The 18,185-nt window shown below is 74.2% G+C and carries 15 protein-coding genes and 1 pseudogene; 13 read left to right on the top strand and 3 right to left on the bottom strand.

From position 1 onward, the window contains the following. Nucleotides 1-41 precede the first annotated feature (41 nt). From ACH4T9_RS03490 to ACH4T9_RS03500, 3 genes are all read left to right on the top strand, one after another. On the top strand, nucleotides 42-1,487 hold the full coding sequence (locus ACH4T9_RS03490) for a magnesium chelatase (protein WP_396669587.1): 1,446 nt from the start codon (nucleotides 42-44) through the stop codon (nucleotides 1,485-1,487). 3 nt (nucleotides 1,488-1,490) lie between these two features. Next, complete coding sequence (locus tag ACH4T9_RS03495; RefSeq protein ID WP_396669588.1) at nucleotides 1,491-3,443, top strand: VWA domain-containing protein; 1,953 nt, start codon at nucleotides 1,491-1,493, stop codon at nucleotides 3,441-3,443. A gap of 420 nt (nucleotides 3,444-3,863) precedes the next feature. Then, nucleotides 3,864-4,349, top strand: coding sequence for a hypothetical protein (locus ACH4T9_RS03500; RefSeq protein WP_396669589.1), 486 nt, complete (start codon nucleotides 3,864-3,866; stop codon nucleotides 4,347-4,349). Between the two features lie 67 nt (nucleotides 4,350-4,416). Here the strand turns inward: ACH4T9_RS03500 and ACH4T9_RS03505 are convergent, their stop codons facing one another. Next, nucleotides 4,417-4,701, bottom strand: a complete 285-nt coding sequence (locus ACH4T9_RS03505) for a DUF427 domain-containing protein (RefSeq protein ID WP_396669590.1) — start codon at nucleotides 4,699-4,701, stop codon at nucleotides 4,417-4,419. A gap of 83 nt (nucleotides 4,702-4,784) precedes the next feature. Between ACH4T9_RS03505 and ACH4T9_RS03510 the strand changes: the two genes are divergently transcribed. From ACH4T9_RS03510 to ACH4T9_RS03525, 4 genes are all read left to right on the top strand, one after another. After that, nucleotides 4,785-6,182 (top strand): FAD-binding oxidoreductase, encoded by a 1,398-nt coding sequence (locus ACH4T9_RS03510; RefSeq protein WP_396669591.1) that lies wholly within the window; start codon nucleotides 4,785-4,787, stop codon nucleotides 6,180-6,182. Continuing rightward, nucleotides 6,179-7,522, top strand: coding sequence for a class I SAM-dependent methyltransferase (locus ACH4T9_RS03515; RefSeq protein ID WP_396669592.1), 1,344 nt, complete (start codon nucleotides 6,179-6,181; stop codon nucleotides 7,520-7,522). Before ACH4T9_RS03510 ends, ACH4T9_RS03515 begins: the two co-directional genes overlap by 4 nt. Before the next feature lie 92 nt (nucleotides 7,523-7,614). Then, nucleotides 7,615-8,175: a helix-turn-helix domain-containing protein gene (locus tag ACH4T9_RS03520; RefSeq protein ID WP_350886813.1), complete on the top strand. Its 561-nt coding sequence runs from the start codon at nucleotides 7,615-7,617 to the stop codon at nucleotides 8,173-8,175. Beyond that, nucleotides 8,168-9,028, top strand: coding sequence for an SRPBCC domain-containing protein (locus tag ACH4T9_RS03525; protein WP_396669593.1), 861 nt, complete (start codon nucleotides 8,168-8,170; stop codon nucleotides 9,026-9,028). Before ACH4T9_RS03520 ends, ACH4T9_RS03525 begins: the two co-directional genes overlap by 8 nt. 49 nt (nucleotides 9,029-9,077) lie before the next feature. Here the strand turns inward: ACH4T9_RS03525 and ACH4T9_RS03530 are convergent. Then, nucleotides 9,078-9,180: pseudogene (locus ACH4T9_RS03530) on the bottom strand (transcriptional regulator); the annotation flags it as partial. Between the two features lie 107 nt (nucleotides 9,181-9,287). Between ACH4T9_RS03530 and ACH4T9_RS03535 the strand changes: the two are divergent. From ACH4T9_RS03535 to ACH4T9_RS03560, 6 genes are all read left to right on the top strand, one after another. Continuing rightward, nucleotides 9,288-9,521: a zinc-ribbon domain-containing protein gene (locus ACH4T9_RS03535; protein ID WP_396669594.1), complete on the top strand. Its 234-nt coding sequence runs from the start codon at nucleotides 9,288-9,290 to the stop codon at nucleotides 9,519-9,521. Between the two features lie 6 nt (nucleotides 9,522-9,527). Then, nucleotides 9,528-9,707 (top strand): hypothetical protein, encoded by a 180-nt coding sequence (locus ACH4T9_RS03540; protein WP_350886820.1) that lies wholly within the window; start codon nucleotides 9,528-9,530, stop codon nucleotides 9,705-9,707. A 69-nt stretch (nucleotides 9,708-9,776) separates the two neighbouring features. Further along, nucleotides 9,777-11,180: an MFS transporter gene (locus ACH4T9_RS03545; protein WP_396669595.1), complete on the top strand. Its 1,404-nt coding sequence runs from the start codon at nucleotides 9,777-9,779 to the stop codon at nucleotides 11,178-11,180. After that, complete coding sequence (locus ACH4T9_RS03550; protein WP_396669596.1) at nucleotides 11,177-12,286, top strand: hypothetical protein; 1,110 nt, start codon at nucleotides 11,177-11,179, stop codon at nucleotides 12,284-12,286. Before ACH4T9_RS03545 ends, ACH4T9_RS03550 begins: the two co-directional genes overlap by 4 nt. Continuing rightward, complete coding sequence (locus ACH4T9_RS03555) at nucleotides 12,283-13,869, top strand: hypothetical protein (RefSeq protein ID WP_396669597.1); 1,587 nt, start codon at nucleotides 12,283-12,285, stop codon at nucleotides 13,867-13,869. Before ACH4T9_RS03550 ends, ACH4T9_RS03555 begins: the two co-directional genes overlap by 4 nt. A gap of 505 nt (nucleotides 13,870-14,374) precedes the next feature. Then, nucleotides 14,375-16,594, top strand: a complete 2,220-nt coding sequence (locus ACH4T9_RS03560; protein WP_396669598.1) for a putative bifunctional diguanylate cyclase/phosphodiesterase — start codon at nucleotides 14,375-14,377, stop codon at nucleotides 16,592-16,594. A 27-nt stretch (nucleotides 16,595-16,621) separates the two neighbouring features. Here the strand turns inward: ACH4T9_RS03560 and ACH4T9_RS03565 are convergent, their stop codons facing one another. Next, nucleotides 16,622-18,142 (bottom strand): SLC13 family permease, encoded by a 1,521-nt coding sequence (locus ACH4T9_RS03565; RefSeq protein WP_396669599.1) that lies wholly within the window; start codon nucleotides 18,140-18,142, stop codon nucleotides 16,622-16,624. Between the last annotated feature and the right edge of the window lie 43 nt (nucleotides 18,143-18,185).

Raw genomic sequence — 18,185 nt, forward strand, 5'->3', positions numbered from 1 at the left:
CGGGGCGGGGCGACGGGCCGTGCCGCGCTAGCGTTGGTCGGGTGACTGAGCCCAACCAGGTTCTCCCGGTCCCGCCCGCCGACCTGCCCGCCACCCTGGGCGAGCTGCGGGCCGCCGGGCACCGACACCGCACGGTCAAACAGGAACTCCGAGACAACCTCCTCGCCCGGATGCGCACCGGCGAGGACCGCTTCCCCGGCATCGTCGGGTACGACGACACGGTGCTGCCCCAGGTCGAGCGGGCCCTGCTCGCCGGCCACGACATGGTGCTGCTCGGCGAGCGCGGCCAGGGCAAGACCCGGCTGATCCGCTCGCTGGCCGCGCTGCTCGACGAGTGGACCCCCGTGATCGCCGGCTCGGTGCTCAACGAGCACCCGATGCACCCCCTCACCCCCGCCTCCCGCGCCCTGGCCGAGTCCGCCGGCGACGACCTGCCGGTCGCCTGGCTGCACCGCTCGCTGCGCTACGGCGAGAAGCTCGCCACCCCGGACACCAGCGTCGGCGACCTGATCGGCGACGTGGACCCGATCCGGATCGCCCAGGGACGCACCCTCGGCGACCCGGAGACGATCCACTTCGGGCTGGTGCCCCGTACCAACCGGGGCATCTTCGCCATCAACGAGCTGCCCGACCTGGCCGAACGGATCCAGGTGGCGCTGCTCAACGTGTTGGAGGAGCGGGACATCCAGATCCGGGGCTACCAGCTACGGCTGCCGCTGGACCTGTTCCTGGTGGCCAGCGCCAACCCGGAGGACTACACCAACCGGGGCCGGATCATCACCCCGCTCCGGGACCGGTTCGGCGCCGAGGTCCACACCCACTACCCGCTGGAGCTGGAACTGGAGTTGGCGCTGATCCGGCAGGAGGCCGACCCGGTCGGCGAGGTGCCGGAGCACGTGCTGGAGGTGCTCGCCCGGTTCGCCCGCGCGGTCCGCGAGTCGCCGTCGGTCGACCAGCGCTCCGGCGTCTCCGCCCGGTTCGCCATCGCCGCCGCCGAGACGGTAGCCGCCGCCGCGTTGCGTCGCACCGGCCTGCTCGCCGCCGGCTCCGACCCGGCGTCCGAGGCGCCGGTGGCCCGGATCGGCGACGCCGTGTCGGTGACCTCGACGCTGCGCGGCAAGGTCGAGTTCGAGAGCGGCGAGGAGGGACGGGAGATCGAGGTCCTGGATCATCTGCTGCGTACCGCCACGGACGACACGTTCCGGGCCCGGCTGGCCGGGCTGGACCTGTCCGGCTTCACCGCGCTGGTGGACGACGGCCGGGTGGTCGAGACCGGCGAGCTGGTCGCCTCGGCCGAGTTGCTGCGCCAGGTCGGTACCGTGCCGGGGCTGGCCAAGGCGCTCGACCGGCTGGGGATGGGCGACGCGCCGACGCCGGAACAGGCGGCGGCCGGTGTGGAGTTCGTCCTGGAAGGGCTGCACCTGACGCGCCGGCTCGGCAAGGACGTCACCGACAGCGGGCGCACCGTCTACGGCAGCCGGGGCTGAGCCGTGGCCGGCAACCGGTTCCGGTACGGGCAGTGGCACGGCGGGCCGGACCCGCTCGCTCCGCCGTACGACGTGCGGGCGGCGGTGGACGCGGTCGGCGCGGAGATGCTGGCCGGCGGCAGCCTGCGGAACGCGCTGCGTGACCTGCTGCGGCGCGGCGTCCAGGGCCGGGGCGGCCTGGACGACCTGGCCGCCCGGGCCCGGCGGCTGCGCCGGGAGGCGCTGCGCCGGGGCGACCTGGACGGCGCGGTGACCCGGGCCCGGGCGCTGCTCGACCAGGCCCTCGCCGCCGAGCGGGACGAGCTGCGCGGACGCGCCGACGAGGCGGCCCGGTTCGCCGAGGCGGTGCTGGACAACCTGCCCCGGTCCACGGCCCGCGCCGTGCAGGAGCTCTCCGGTTACTCCTGGGCCAGCGCCGAGGCCCGGCAGGCGTACCAGCGGATCCTCGACGGGCTGCGCGGCGACGTGCTGGAACAGCGGTTCGCCGGGCTGCGGGACGCGGCGCGGGCCGCCGCCGACCCGGCCGCCCAGCGGCAGCTCGCCGAGATGATGCGCGACCTCAACGACCTGCTTGCCCGGCACGCCCGGTCGGAGGACACCACCGACGCGTTCGCCGAGTTCATGCGCCGGCACGGCGAGTTCTTCCCGGAGCGGCCGAAGGACGTCGACGAGCTGGTCGACGTGCTGGCCCGGCGCGCGGCGGCGGGGGAGCGGCTGATGCGGTCCCTGTCGGACCGGCAGCGCGAGGAGCTGGCCGGCCTGATGCGCCAGTCCCTCGGCGACCGGCTGGCCGGCGAGCTGTCGGCGCTGGATGCGAACCTGCGGGCGCTGCGACCCGACCTGAACTGGAATCGGGGCGAGCGGGTCCGCGGCGAGCAGTCGCTCGGGTACGGCGAGGCGGCCGACGCGCTCGGTGAGATCGCCGAGCTGGACGAGCTGCTGGACGCCCTCGACCAGGACCAGCCCGGGGCCACCCTGGACGACGTGGACGTCGACGCGGTGTCCCGGACGCTGGGCCGCGACGCCGCCGACGACGTGCGCCGGCTGCGGGAACTGGAACGGGAGCTGCGCCGGCAGGGCTGGGTCACCCGGGACTCCGACGGGCTGACGCTGAGCCCGAAGGCGCTGCGTCGGCTCGCCGGCACCGCCCTGCGCCGGGTCTTCGCCGACCTGACCGCTGGGCCGCGCGGCCAGCACGACCTGCGCTCGGCCGGGGCCGCCGGCGAGGCGAGCGGGGCGTCCCGGCCATGGGAGTACGGCGACGAGCAGCCGCTCGACGTGGTGCGCACCCTGACCCGGGCGGTCGCCCGGGCGGGCCCGATGGTGCCCGTCCAACTCGCGGTCTCCGACTTCGAGGTGGCGGAGACCGAGCGCCGGGCGTCGGCGGCGGTGGCGCTCTGCGTGGACCTGTCGTACTCGATGATCTCGCAGGGGCGGTGGGGGCCGATGAAGCAGACGGCGCTGGCGCTGTCCCACCTGGTGGCGACCCGGTTCCCGCAGGACGCGTTGCAGATCGTCGGCTTCGGCCGGGAGGCGGCGCCGCTGACCCAGGCGGAGCTGGCGGCGGTGGAACCGGACCTGCAGCAGGGCACCAACCTCCAGCATGCGCTGCGGCTGGCCGGCCGGCACCTGCGCCGCCATCCGGGCGCGGAGCCGGTGGTCCTCGTGGTTACCGACGGCGAGCCGACCGCCCACCTCGACCCCGACGACGGCGAGGCGTACTTCAACTGGCCGCCGCTGCCGGAGACGATCGAGGCCACGATCCGGGAGGTGGACCAGCTGACCCGGGCCGGCGCCACGCTCAACCTGTTCATGCTCGGCGACGATCCGGGCCTGCGCCGCTTCGTCGACGCGGTGGCCCGCCGTTCCCGGGGCCGGATGTTCACCCCGGACCTCGACGACCTCGGCGAGTACGTGGTCAGCGACTACCTCCGCGCCCGCCAGGGCCGCCGCTGACGGCGGGCCGAACCCGCAGTCAGGGCGGCCCTGTTCACGGCGTGCCCTCTGCTCACGGTGCCCTCTGCTCACGGCGTGCCCTCTGCTCACGGTGCCCTCTGCTCAGGCGTGCCCTCTGCTCACGGCGTGCCCTGCTCCGGACTGGTCCGCCCCGACCGGCCAACCCCTCCGCCGCTCCTGTGGAGCTGCCCCGTTTGTGCTACCGCCGGCCCGGTAGCGCAGACGGGGCAGCTCCACAGGGGGCGCACAGCGGCACCCGGACGCCCGCAAGCTCGGCCGTGGCCTCCGGGCCGACGGCGTGGGGCGACCACCTGCTCTCCGGCCGTCACGTCGGTTCTCCGGGCCGGCCTCGTCCCCTTCCGGGTGAACCGGGCGCGCCCACCAGGGGGAGGACGGCGGGGTGCCGGGTTGACTGGGGGCGTGGAGACCGGGCGGCTGCGGCGGACGTACGACGAGGTGCTCGCCGAGGTGGACGCGGGCGGGTTCGAGCCGCCGGGCGGCGGGGAGCTGAGCGCCGAGCAGATCGTGGCGCACCTGGCGGCCAACGACGAGCTGATGAGTGAGGCCACCGAGGCGGTGCTGGCCGGATCGCCGTTCGCGTACTACGACCTGGAGACCGTGCACCGGCCGCAGCTCGACGCGCTGGTCGCCGAGTGCGGCGGGCTGGCCGGGTTGGCCACCATGCTGCGGGGCACCAGCCACAAGCTCTGCGTACTGGTGGACCGGCTGGGTCCGGCGGCGGCGCAGACGCTCGTCGAGACCCGCCTGCACGAGGACGTCGACCTGCGGGTCGACGAGGCGCTGCCCTGGGGCCGCACCCTCGACCTGCACACCCGGGTCCACCTGCCCAAGCACCTCGCCCAGCTCCGCGCCCTACGCCCGGAGCTGCACGCCCACCGCGGCTGACGAGCGCGTATATCCGCCCGCAAGCGCCTGGGCGTGGGTAAACCCGTCCCCCGAGCGGGCGTCGGGCCTAGTCGACGACCGTGACGTCCTTCCAGAAGGCCACCCGGTCGCGCACCATCTCGGCATCCGGCTTCGGCTCCGGGTAGTACCAGACCGCGTCGGTGCTGGTCCGCCCGTCGTGCGTCAGCGTGTAGTACGACGCGGTGCCCTTCCAGGGGCAGAAGGTGTGCGTCGACGACTCCCGGACCAGATCGTTGCGCAGGGCGGTGCGCGGGAAGTAGTGGTTGCCCTCGACCACCACCGTGTCGTCACTTTCGGCGATCACCAGGTCGCTCCAGATGGCTCTCGGCATGCTGCCCACGGTATGCCGCGTGACGTGGGAACGGCCACCGTGGACGTCCCACGGGATCGACTTGTCGCGCGTACAGTGATCGCATGTGTGCTGTCCGTGTGGATCATGGCGTTGACCACGACGGAGCGGTGGATCTGCTGCGCCGGTCGTATGCCGCGGTCCCTGCCGGTGAGACCGTGCGACTGGCCAAACGCACCTCGAACCTGTTCCGCCCGAGATCGGCGCCGAGCGCCCCCGGGCTGGACGTCAGCGGCCTCGGCGGGGTGATCGGGGTCGACCCCGAGGCGCGCACCGCCGACGTGCAGGGCATGTGCACGTACGAGCGGCTGGTCGACGCCACCCTGGCGCACGGGCTGATGCCGCTGGTGGTGCCGCAGCTGCGCACCATCACCCTGGGCGGCGCGGTGACCGGCCTCGGCATCGAGTCCACCTCGTTCCGCAATGGCCTGCCGCACGAATCCGTCCTGGAGATGGACGTGCTCACCGGCGCGGGCGAGATCGTCGCCGCCCGCCCCGACGGGGAGCACGCCGACCTCTTCGCCGCCTTCCCCAACTCGCTGGGCAGCCTCGGCTACGCCACCCGGCTGCGCATCGAGCTCGCGCCCGTGCGTCGGTACGTGGCCCTGCGCAACGTACGTTTCACCGACCTGGCCGCGCTGACCGATGCCATCGGCGAGGTCACCGCCACCCGGTCCTGGGGCGGGGAGCCGGTGGACGCGATGGACGGGGTGGTGTTCAGCCCCGGCGAGGCGTACCTGGTGCTGGCGGCCTTCACCGACGACGCGCCGCGGGTCAGCGACTACACCGGCCAGGGCATCTACTACCGCTCGCTGCGCCGGCTCACCCGCGACTGGCTGAGCACCTACGACTACCTCTGGCGCTGGGACACCGACTGGTTCTGGTGCTCGGCGGCGTTCGGGGTGCAGCACCCGGTCGTCCGGCGGGTCTGGCCGGCCCGCTGGCGGCGCAGCGACGTCTACCACCGCCTCGTCCGGCTGGAGCACCGGCACCAGGTTGCCGCGCGCATCGACCGGCTGCGCGGCCAGCCCGCCCGGGAGCGGGTGGTGCAGGACGTGGAGATCCCCCTGGAGGGCATGGCCGACTTCCTGCGCTGGTTCGCCCGCGAGGTGCGGATGTCCCCGGTCTGGCTCTGCCCGCTGCGGCTGCGTGAGCCGGCCGGCCCCGGATCGGCCCGACCCTGGCCGCTGTACCCCCTACGCCCCGGGCAGAACTACGTCAACATCGGCTTCTGGGGGACCGTGCCGATCGCCGAGGGCGCCGCCGACGGCGACGTCAACCGGCTGATCGAGCGCGCGGTGTCCGACGCGGGCGGCCACAAGTCGCTCTACTCGGACGCGTACTACGACCGTCAGGCCTTCGACCGTCTCTACGGCGGCGGAACCTGGCGTGCGGTGAAGGACCGTTACGACCCGGACCACCGGCTCACCGGACTTTACGAGAAGGCGGTAGCACGAGAATGAGCCTGACCGATCGAGAACAGGGGGCGGCGAGCGTCCCGTCCACCCCGCCGGCCGGCGGCCGGCGGTCGGCGCCGACCGTGTCCGACGTGGTCCGCGCCGTCACGGCCGGACCCCTGCCGGTGCGGATCACCGGGTACGACGGCAGCGCCGTCGGCCCCGCCGACGCCGGGATCACCCTGGGCATCCGCTCCGAGCGGGGCCTGTCGTACCTGCTCACCGCGCCCGGCGACCTGGGCATGGCCCGGGCGTACGTCAGCGGCGACCTGGCCCTGGACGGGGTCCACCCGGGTGACCCGTACGAGGCGCTGCGGGTGCTCAAGGACGAGCTGAGGCTCCGCCCGCCGGCATTTGCCGACGGGCTGGCCCTGGTGCGCGGGCTGGGCTGGGAGCGGCTGATGCCGCCGCCGCCCCCGCCGCAGGAGGCCGCGCCGCGCTGGAAGCGGGTGATGAACGGGCTGCGCCACTCCCGGTCCCGGGACAGCACCGCCATCTCGCACCACTACGACGTCTCGAACGCCTTCTACGAGAGGGTGCTCGGCCCCTCGATGACGTACACGTGCGCGGTGTTCCGCGGCCCCGACGACACGCTGGAGCAGGCCCAGGCCGCGAAGTACGACCTGGTCGCCGGGAAACTCGCGCTCAAGCCGGGGATGCGGCTGCTCGACGTGGGCTGCGGCTGGGGCGGCATGGTCCGGCACGCGGCCCGCGAGTACGGCGTCAAGGCGCTCGGGGTGACCCTGTCGAGGGCGCAGGCGCAGTGGGCGCAGGCGGCGATCGAGCGGGAGGGGCTGACCGATCTCGCCGAGGTGCGGCACCTGGACTACCGGGACGCGCCGCGCGAGCGGTTCGACGTGGTCTCCTCGATCGGCCTGACCGAGCACATCGGGGTGCGCAACTACCCGGTCTACTTCGGCGCCCTGCGGGACCGGCTACGGGCCGGGGGTCGGCTGCTCAACCACTGCATCACCCGGGCCGACAACCGGGCCCCGCACCGCTCCGGCGCGTTCATCGACCGGTACGTCTTCCCCGACGGCGAGCTGGCCGGCCCGGGCCGGCTGATCAGCGAGATCCACGATGCCGGGCTGGAGGTGCACCACGAGGAGAACCTGCGCCAGCACTACGCGCTGACCCTGGCAGGGTGGTGCCGCAACCTGGTGGCGAACTGGGACGAGTGCGTGGCCGAGGTCGGCGAGGGCACCGCCCGGGTGTGGGGCCTGTACATGGCCGGCTCCCGGCTGGCGTTCGAGCGCAACGAGATACAGCTGCACCAGGTGCTGGCCACCCGCAACGGCCCGGCCGGGGTGAACGGCTACCCGCTGCGCCCGGACTGGACCGCCTGACCCACCGTACGACAAAGGGGCGGCCATCCTCGGCCGCCCCTTTGTCGAACCGATTGACAAGCAAGATTTTTACGTACAAACTTGTTTTTGTTATGAGAGACGTCCTGTACCTCGAAGAGATGTCGCAGGCCGAGACCCTGCTCAAGCCGCAGCGGATCGAGGTGCTGCGGCAGCTCGCCGACCCGGGCACCTGCACCGAGGTCGCCAACCGGCTGGGGCAGACCCCGCAGCGGGTCTACTACCACGTCAAGCAGCTCGTCGCGGCCGGCCTGGCCGAGCAGGTGGCCGAGCGTAAGGTGCGCGGCATCAGCGAGGGCATCTACCAGGCGGTCGCCCGGTCCTACTGGCTCTCGCCCCGGCTCGTCGGCCGGATCGGCGGGCTGCGCCGGGCCCGCGACGAGTTGAGCCTCGGCCACCTGGTCGACCTCATGGAGGAGGTCCAGGCGGACGTCGCCGCCCTGGACCGGGCGGCCCCCGAGCTGCCCTCGATCGGGGTCTCCGGGGAGATCCGGGTGCCGGCCGAGCGCCGGCAGGAGTTCCTCGCCGACCTGCGCACCACCCTGCAAGAGCTGTTCACCCGCTACGGGGGCGCCGAAGGGGACGCCTTCAAGCTCGCCGTGGCCTGCTATCCCAAGGGAGAAGACCGTGACTGAACCGATGACCCTGCGCGCCCGGCTCGCCGCGCCCGTCGAGGCCGTCCACCGGGCCCTCACCGACCCGGCCGAGCTGCGCGCCTGGCTGGCCGAGCACGCCGAGGTGGAACTGCCCCACCGGTACGCGTTCTGGGGGCGCTACACCCCGGAGGGCGATGCCCCGCACCAGCGGCTCCTGCACGCCGACGAGCGGATACTGCGCTTCGCCTGGCTGCTCGACGGGGTCGAGACCACCACCGAGATCGCCCTGGAGCCGGAGGGGGAGTCGACGATCCTCACCCTGCGGCAGAGCCACTTCGACTTCGCCGAGGCGATGAGCGGCAGCACGATCCGGGGCGTGTTCCAGACGTACTGGGCCCTGACGATCGCCAACCTGGCCGCCCACCTGGAGGGCCGTCAGCTCCTACCACGCACCGACTTCACATCTGCCGACCTGCGCGGCGAGCTGCTCATCGCCGCCCCGCTGCCGAAGGTGTACGAGTCGCTGACCGACTCGGAGCAGGCCAGCGCCTGGTTCGGGTACCCGATCGGCATCGAGCCCTGGCTCGGCGGCCGGTACGCCATGGGCGGCTTCGAGGCCGGCTACGCGGCCAAGGTGGTCGACCTGGACCCGGGCCGGCGGATGTCGGTCGACTGGGGCCCGACCGGCGTCACCACCTGGGAGTTGGCCGAGTCCGACGGGAAGACGAAGCTCACCTTCGTGCAGAGCGGCTTCGACGAGCAGAACCCGCCGTACGCGGCGTGGAGCGGGACGGTCTCCGGCTTCGGCGAGCTGGTCCGCTACCACCAGATGCCGGACTGGCAGCCCATCTGGCTCCCGGAGGAGCCGGCGACCGCCGACGCGGTCCGCTGAGCAGAGGTGCCCGTCCGCCACGCCGACCGGTCGTGGCGGACGGGGGCCGTCTCGGCCAGGAGTTCCTGCTTGCCGGTCTCGACCGCTTCCTCTCCTCCGGCCCGCTCCACATACCCGGCCCTGATGTCCTTCCAGCGGACATGGTTGCTCACCGCTCTCCCCACCTTCTGCTGCACACGTTCCGGTAACCAGCACTGTGTTAACGACGGGTATGGCAAATCGGGGTGCAGAAGGTTGCGTGAGTGGGTAATGCGGGGCGATGTTCTTCATATTCGGACTCCGCACCAAGGTCGACCGGTCGGGCGTGGCGCAGCAGGTGTGCCGCAACTGCGGCAACCACGCCGCCCAGGTGATCACCCGCCGGTCCACGAGGTTCACCCTGTTCTTCGTCCCGCTGATCCCGATCCGCACCCGCTACGCGAAGCAGTGCACCTTCTGCGGCGCCCAGTACGACATCTCCAAGGCCGAGGCCGAGCGCCTCCCGGTCGGCTGATCCCTCGTGGCCCGCTTCCTCTGCTGGCTGATCGGCCGCCAGCCGGCCGGCGTCCCGGTCGCGCCGGTGCACACCGTCTCCCGCCCGCCCTGCACCCCCGGTCGCCGCCCGCGTCGCCGTACCCGCCGCCCGCTGGCCGGCACCGCCCTGCCCCGCTCGCCCTGGAACCGCTCCGCCGGCCGCTGAGCCCCCCTGGAACCGCCGGCCCGACCATCGGCACCTACCCTGGGACGGCCGCGAAGAACGGGGAGAATCGTGCGCAACCGCCCGGCCGTCGTGCTCGTCGCCGTCCTGCTGTCGACTGTGTCGCTGCCCATCTCGCTGACCGGTGCCTCGGTCGCGTTGCCGGACATCGGCCGAGACCTCGACGCCGGGCTGGCCGGGGTGCAGTGGGTGGTGAACGGCTACAACGCCACCTTCGCCAGCTTCATGCTCGCCATCGGCGCGCTCGCCGACCTGTTCGGCCGCCGCCGGGTCTACACCGTCGGCCTGGCGATCTTCGCGGTGGCCGGGCTGGCCGGCGCGTTCGCCGGGAACATCGTGCTGCTCGGCGTCGCCCGCACGCTCGCCGGCATCGGCGCTGCCGCCGCCGCCACCAGCGCCGCCGCCCTGCTGGCCGACGCGTTCCAGGGGCCGGCCCGGGCCCGCGCGTTCAGCCTCTTCGGCACGGCCATCGGCGTCGGCCTCGCGTTCGGCCCGTCGATCGCCGGGCTGCTGATCGAGGCGTTCGGGTGGCGGGCCGTCTTCGCCGTGCCGGCGCTGGCCGCCTGTGTGGTCCTCGCCCTGGTCCCGTTGCTGCCGGAGTCCCGCCCGGCGCACGCCGCAGGGGTGGACTGGGCGGGCACCGTCACGTTCACCAGCGCACTGCTGCTGCTCATCTTCGGCTTCGTGCAGGGCCCCGAGTTCGGCTGGTCCGCCCCGGTGATCGTGGCCGCCTTCGTCGCGGCGGCGGCCCTGCTGGCGGTCTTCGTCCGGGTGGAGCGCCGCCGTGCCGAGCCGATGTTCGACCTGGCCCTGCTGGCGAGCCCCCGGTTCCTCGGCGTCTGCCTGGCGGCGGCCACCACCGTCGCGGTGCTGGTGCCGCTGCTGGTCTACCTGCCGTCGTACCTGACCACGGTGGTCGGCATGAGCCCCGGCGCGGCCGGCGGGACGCTCATCCTGCTCACCGCCCCCACCCTGGTGCTGCCGCTGCTCGGCGGCGCGCTGACCCGGCTGGTGCCGGCCCCTGCGGTGATCGTCGCGTCCGTGGCGGTGGTCGCGGTCGGGGCGGCCTGGGCCACCGTGCTCGCCCCGGACAGCGACGCCGCGACCCTCGCGGGACCGCTGCTGACCATCGGGGTGGGGATCGGACTGTCGATCGGGCTGCTCGACGCGATCGCGATCGGCAGCGTCGCGCCGGGCCGGGCGGCCACCGGCGCCGGAATGATCAACACCGCCCGGTTGTCCAGCGAGACGATCGCCATCGCGGTGGTCGGCGCGGTGCTGGCCAGCACCACCGCCGGCCGGCTCGCCGACCCGGGCTTCACCTCCGGGCTGCGTACCGTGCTCTGGGTGATGGCCGGGGCGGCGCTGGTTGCCGCCGCCACGGTCGCCGTGCTGGTGCGGCGCGGCGCGGCCCGCGCCGAACCGGCGGCGAGGGCCTATCGTGGCGTGTCGTGACGAGCACCGCGCAGCGACTGGCCGAGATCCGGGGCGACGCACCACCTCGGCGGCACAACGCCCGGACGATCGCCGCCCTGACCGGTAACCCCGGCTGCGCCCGCCGGGCCGTGCTGGACAGCGCGGGGGTGGACAAGCCGAAGCTGGCCGAGCGGGTCGGCTTCCCGGCCCGGTTCGGCCAGTCCCGGTTCGCCATCACCCGGGGCAACGCGTTCGAGGCGCAGGTCAAGGCCGACGGCGGGGCCGAGCTGCTCCGGCTGGTCGCCGAGCGGCTCGGCGTCGACCCGGGCGGCCCGGCGACGTGGACCGACCTCGGCGCCGACGACCGGCCCGGCCAACCCGACCGGTCCGCGCGGTCCCGGGCCGCGCTGGCCGCAGCCGCGCCGACCGGCGCGGGGGACCCGGCCGCCCTGTTCGACCACCCGCTGCTCGGCCTGGACGTCGCCGGCCAGCGGGTGCACCTGGAACCGGACCTGGTCGCCGCCCGGCTCGCCGGCCGGTTCCACGTGGTCGAGGTCAAGTCGTTCCCGGTGATCGACGGGCAGGCCGACCCGGGCAAGGTGGCCGCCGCCGCGATCCAGTCCGCCGTCTACGTGCTGGCCCTGCGCGAGCTGCTCGCCGCCGAGGGGCACGATCCCGAACTGGTCTCCTCGGACGTGCTGCTGGTCTGCCCGCGCGACTTCGCCAACCAGCCGGTGGCCAGCCTCGTCGACGTGCGCAAGCAACTGCTGGTGCTGCGCCGGCAGCTCGACCGGGCGGCCCGGATCGACGACCTGCTGGCCGACGTGCCGGCCGGCTTCACCGCCGACCCCACGGCCGACCCCGTCGACCTGCGCCGGTCCCTGCTGTCGGTGCCGGCCCGCTACGCGCCGGAGTGCCTGGCCGCGTGCGAGCTGGCGTACTTCTGCCGGCACGCCACCCGCGCGGAGACGGCCACCCTGGGCCGGCCGGTCCGCGAGGCGCTCGGTGGGGTGGCGACGGTGGCGGAGGCGCTCGCGCTGGCCGGCGGGGAACACGCCGGCGGGCCGGAGCAGGCGGAGGCCGCCGCGCTGCTGCGGGCCGCGGCCCGGCTGCGCGCCGACGCCCTGGCCGGGCGGCCCGCATGAGTACGCTGCGCGCGCTCGCGAGGGCCCAGGCGCTCGCCGCCGGGGTGGCCCAGCCGGTGGCCACCGTCCGGCACCTGCACCTGTCGCCCCGGCCGCTGGTGCTGGTGCCGCTGGCCATGGCCGGCGAGGCCAACGCACCCCTCGCGGCGCTGGTCGGCACCGCCCCGGACGACGCCCGGCTGCTGATCGTGCCGCAGCCCCGCAACCGGGACCAGCGCTTCGCGTTCGCCGCCGAGCTGGCCGGGATCGTGCTGCCCTACCTGGACTCCTTCCGGGGGCTGTCCGAGGCCGTCGCGGTGGACCGGGGCCGCGACGTCCGGCACCGGTACGTCGACGCGCCGCAGCTGCTGCTGCCGAACCCGGCCGGGGTCACGTTCCTGCGGCTGTTCGGCCGTTCCACCCGGTTCCGCCGGCCCGACGGCGAGTACCCGGTGCACCCGTCGGTGCCGCTGCTCGGGCGCTGGCTGACCTTCTTCGCCGAACGGGCCGAGCACCCCGGCTCGTCGGCGCTGCTGGCGATGACCGAGGCGCTGACCCTGCACTGGGCCACCGGGCAGAGCTCGGTGGAAGACCTGCACCTGCCGGCGGTGCTCGGCTGGCTCGACCCGCCGCCGGGGCTGGACGGCGTGCGGGCGGCGGCCCGGGCCGAGGACCCGGCGGTCTGCCCGCCCGCCGGCCCGACCACCGACCCGGAGTTCGACAACCGGGTGCTCGCCCCGGCCATCGCCGCGTACACCGACGCGGCCGACGACGACACCGCCCGCCGGTCCGCGTACGCGGAGCTGGAGCGGGCCCTGCGCGGGCAGCTCGCGCCCACCTGGGAGCTGATGTGGCGCGGCGTGGGGCTGCTCGCCGCCGTGCCGCCCGGCGCGCGGGTCGAGGGGCGCTGGGCCGGCGACCGGGACGCCTTCACCGCGCACACCGAGCACGTCGACGCCGGCGGCGGGCCGCAGCCGCGCCGGGACGGGGCGGTGGCCGCGGCCGTGCGCCTGCACCGGCTGGAACGGGCCGGCACCTCGTACGCGGTCCAGCGCGCCTACGACGACCCGCTGGTGATGGCCGAGCACCGGCTGACCGGGGAGGCGTTTGTCGGGGACGTGACGCTGGCCGACCCGAGACGGGTGGACGACACCGGCAAACGGCCGGTGCTGCGGCCCCGAATCCAGGTGGTCACCACCGAGCCGGTGGCGGTGCCGGTGGGCGCGACGCTGTACTCGCCGGCCCGGCCGGGGCAGAAGGCGAAGGTGGTCTTCCTGACCCCGGCTGCCGACGGCAAGACCGAGGTGGTGCTGGAGCTCTCCGGCGGGATGGGCCGCGGGCTGAGCGCCCCGCCGGGCACCGTGCCGGAGGTGGGGGAGCGGCTCTGCCTCACCACCCTGTCGGACGGGTTCCTGCCGGCGGGGGCGTTCCCCGACCCGGCGGAGACCCCGTGGACCCACGGCGGCCCCCCGGCCGCGGCCACCCCCGACCAGGGCCCCGCCCCCGCTGACCCGCCCGGTGCCGGTGCCGGTTTTGGTGCTGGTGTCGCCTCCACTCCGGTGGTCGGCCCGTCCGACGGCGACCCGGCCGAGGACTGGGCCTGACCGCTCGCCGGCGTGGCTCGGCGGGTGCCCTCCTCGGCTCCTTTGGAGCTGCCCGCATGAACGGGGCACGGGGGTGAGTGCACTCGGGCCACCCCTGGCCACCCCTGGCCACCTCGGGCCACCCCTGGCGGGCTCTTGGCTGCCCCGTCTGTGGGGGCAGCTCCAAAGGAGCCGGCGGACACCACGTCGTGCCGACGTGGAGCAAGCTTCCTCCGTCACAAAGGATCGGGTCGTCCACCATCGAAGTAGCAGTGCGGTTCGGCGCGGTGGCTGCCTCCGCGCCGGCCCCACGAACCTTGGCAGCCCTCGCCGCAGGCGGCCGGACGCCCCTGGCGGCCCGCCCGTAGGCTGACTACGCTTTCGTCGTTCGCCGTCAACGACCGGTCCTCACCGTCGAGGTGCGCAAGGAGAGGAAGCCGGAGCGACCGCTGTGCTGCCCCACGACGCGCCTCACCCCCGCACGACCCCCGCCGGGGCGTACCGGCCCGGTCGGGTTGGACTCGTCGTGGCCGCGATCGTCCTGTTCGTCGAGGCGGTCTGGCTGGTCGCCCGACTGCCCGGCGCGGCCCTGGTCAGCGATCTCGGCGCGGTCGCGTTGGCGGGCTGGGCCGGCTACGCGTGCGTCGAAGCGGCCCGCCGGCACCCCGCGCCGCTACGCCGATTCTGGGCGCTGCTCGCGGCCACCATGGGCTTCGCCGTGCTCGGCCGAGCACTGTGGACGGTGCAGCGGATCGGCGACGGCGGCCTGCCGAACACCCCGCTGATCGGGTTGCTGTTCACCCTCGGCATCGTCACCGGCACCGCCGCGCTGCTCTGCTCCCTCGCCGCCCCGCGCAGCGCCGTCGGGCGGGCCCGGACGGTGCTGGACGGCGTCATCGTCGGGCTCGCCCTCATCCCGATCGGCTGGGTCGTGGTGTTCCGCGGCATCGCCGCCGCCGACCTGACCGACCCGCTGCGCACCTTCGGGCTGCTCTACCCGATGCTGGATCTGGTGCAGCTGACCATCCTGGTCGCGGTGGCCGGGCCGGCCCGGCCGATGTGGCGTCCGCTGACCCTGATCGGGGCCAGCCTGGTCACCCGGGCGGTCGCCGACGCCACATACGTCTCGCTGTTCGCGAACGGCAGCTACGCCCCCGGCCACCCGATCGATGTCTGCTGGCCGCTGAGCTACCTGCTGATCGCCGCCGCCAGCCGGTACCCGCTGCCCCTGGCCTCGGACGACGTCGACGAGCCCACCGAGTCGCCGCTGCCGCCCTGGTGGCGGGTCGCCCTGCCGTACCTGCCGGTGGGCGGGGCGATCGTGGCGGTGATACTGGCCCGGCGGCCCACCGGGCAGACCCCGCACATGGTCTTCGTCGGCATGATGGCGTTGCTCGGCGTCCTGGCGCTGCGGCAGGGGCTGGCCGCCAACGAGAACCTCCGGCTGGTCGCCCGGCTGCGCCAACTCGCCTACACCGACCAGCTCACCGGCCTGCCGAACCGGCTGATGTTCAACCGTCGGCTGCGCGAGGCGCTGCGCGACGAGGCCCCGGTCGCCGTGCTGCTGCTGGACCTGGACGGCTTCAAGCAGGTCAACGACCGGTTCGGGCACGGTGCCGGTGATCTCCTGCTGACCAGCATCGCCGGCCGGATGGCGCGGGCCGTGGCCGACGACGGCAGCATCGCCCGCCTCGGGGGTGACGAGTTCGCCGTCCTCGTCGACGGCGACCGGCAGGTCCGGCCGGAGCGGGTGGCCGAGCGGCTGCTCGCAGCCCTGCAACCCTCCCCCGGGGAGGAGGAGGCGGGTGTGCACCCCTCGGCCAGCATCGGCATCGCCGAGTACGGCCCCCAGCACGCCTCCCACACCGACCTGCTCCGCGACGCCGACATCGCCATGTACGCCGCCAAGGCGGGCGGCAAGTCCGTGTACCGCACCTGCACCCCGGCCCTGCGGGAGGCGACGGTGAGCCGGGCCGAGCTGATCGCCGACCTGCGCCGCGCCGTCGACGAGGAGCAACTGCACCTGGAGTACCAGCCGATCGTCGACCTGGTCACCGGCGAGGTGCGCAGCGCCGAGGCGCTGGTGCGTTGGCGGCATCCCCGGATGGGGCTGCTCACCCCGGCGCGTTTCCTGCCGCTGGCCGAGGAGACCGGGCTGATCCTGCCGATCGACCGGTGGGTGATCCACGAGGCATGCCGGGCCGCCGCCACCTGGCGGGACCGCGCCCCGGAGGCGACGGTCGCGGTGAACATCGCCGCCGCGCACCTGCGCCGGCCGGACCTGATCGCCACCGTCACCGCGGCCACCGCCGGCGCCGGCCTGGCGCCCCGCGCGCTGACCCTGGAGCTGACCGAGTCGGCGCTGATCGACGGCAGCGACACGGTGCTGGAGCGGCTGCGTCAGCTCCGCGAGCTGGGCATCCGGATCGCCATCGACGACTTCGGCACCGGCTACTCGTCGCTGAGCTACCTGCACCACATCCCGGCCACCGAGCTGAAGATCGACCGGTCGTTCGTGGCCCGGCTGGGCGACGACACCCGGGCGTACGCGACGGTGGAGATGGTGACCCGGTTGGCCGGGGCGTTCGACCTGACCGTGGTCGCCGAGGGGGTGGAGACCGACGAGCAGCACGCGGCGGTCACCGCGATCGGCTGCGTCCACGGCCAGGGCTGGCGTTACGGTCGCCCCACCAACCTCGCCGACCTGCGCGCCGCACTGGTCCCGGCGGTACGACCCCGGGGTTGACCGTTCCCCGGCGGCCCGGTCAGGGCGTCACAACAGCAGGTCGAGCAGCAGGACGCCGGCGAAGCCGACCACCGAGATGATCGTCTCCATCACCGACCAGCTCTTGATGGTCTGCCCGACGGTCAGCCCGAAGTACTCCTTCACCAGCCAGAAGCCGGCATCGTTGACGTGCGAGAAGAACAGCGAGCCGCAGCCGACGGCCAGGGCCAGCAGCGCCACCCCGGGCCGGTCCAGGGTCGCCGCCAGCGGGGCGACGATGCCGGCCGCGGTGATCGTGGCGACCGTCGCCGAGCCGGTCGCGACCCGGATGCCGACCGCGACCAGCCAGCCCAGCAGCAGCGGGGACAGGCTGGCGTTCTCCGCCGCGTCGGCGACCAGGTTGCCCACCCCGGCGTCCACCAGCACCTGCTTGAACCCGCCGCCCGCCGCGACGATCAGCAGGATGCCCGCGATCGGCGGCAGCGAGCCGCCGAGCACCGACGAGACCTGCTTGCGGCTGAACCCGGCCTGGAAGCCGAGGGTGAACATGGCCACGATCACCCCGGCCAGCAGCGCCACGATCGGGGCGCCGACGATGTCCAGGGCCTTGCGGCCGGCGCTGCCCTCGGCCAGGGCCAGCTCGCCGACGGCCCGCAGCAGCATCAGCGCCACGGGCAGCAGCACGGTGATCACCGCCGGCCAGAACTTCGGGGCCCGGCGGGCGGTCTCGGTGCCGGAGTCGTCGACCGGCGCGCCGGGGCGGCCGGTGCCGGGGTTGAGCAGGTCGTCCTCGGTGAGCAGTTCGCCGTCCACGCCGGTCTGCTGGCGGCCCGCGACGCCGCGGTCGGTCCCGCCACCCCCGACGCCGGCCGGCGTGCGGGTCGGCAGCAGTCCCTCGGGAATCGTCGCGGGGACGTACCGGGAGATGATGTTGCCGAAGACCGGCCCGGCGATGATCACGGTCGGGATGGCGATCAGCAGGCCCAGCCCCAGCGTCAGGCCCAGGTCCGCGTTGAGCGAGGAGATCGCCACCAGCGGGCCGGGGTGCGGCGGGACCAGGCCGTGCAGCACCGACAGGCCGGCCAGCGCCGGGATGCCGACCTTCATCAGCGGCACGTCGGTGCGCTTCGCGACGAGCAGCACGATCGGCACCAGCAGCACCACGCCGACCTCGAAGAACAGCGGCAGGCCGATCAGCGCGGCCACCCCGGCCATCGCCCAGGGCAGGGCCGACCCGGAGACCTTGTTGACGATCCGGGTGACGATGCCGTCCGCGCCGCCGGACTCGGCGAGCAGGCCGCCGATCATCGCCCCGAGGGCGATCAGCAGACCGACCCCGCCGACGGTGGAGCCGACGCCGCCGCTGAACGACGTGACGATGGCGTCGGGTGCCACCCCTGCGACGACGCCGAGCACTGCCGCGCCGAGGATCAGTGACAGGAACGGATGGACCTTGCCCCAGGCGATCAGGACCACCACCGCGGCGATGCCCAGCAGGGCCGCGACGATCAGTTGGGCGTTACCGGCGTCGGTGAGTGGTTCCGCCGGTGCGGCGAGCAGAGTGACCACGGCTATCACGACCTTCGGACGGCGTCCGTGCCAGCAGGGTACG

Origin of the sequence: Micromonospora sp. NPDC020750 (assembly GCF_044334565.1) — a bacterium.
Classification (GTDB): Bacteria; Actinomycetota; Actinomycetes; order Mycobacteriales; family Micromonosporaceae; genus Micromonospora.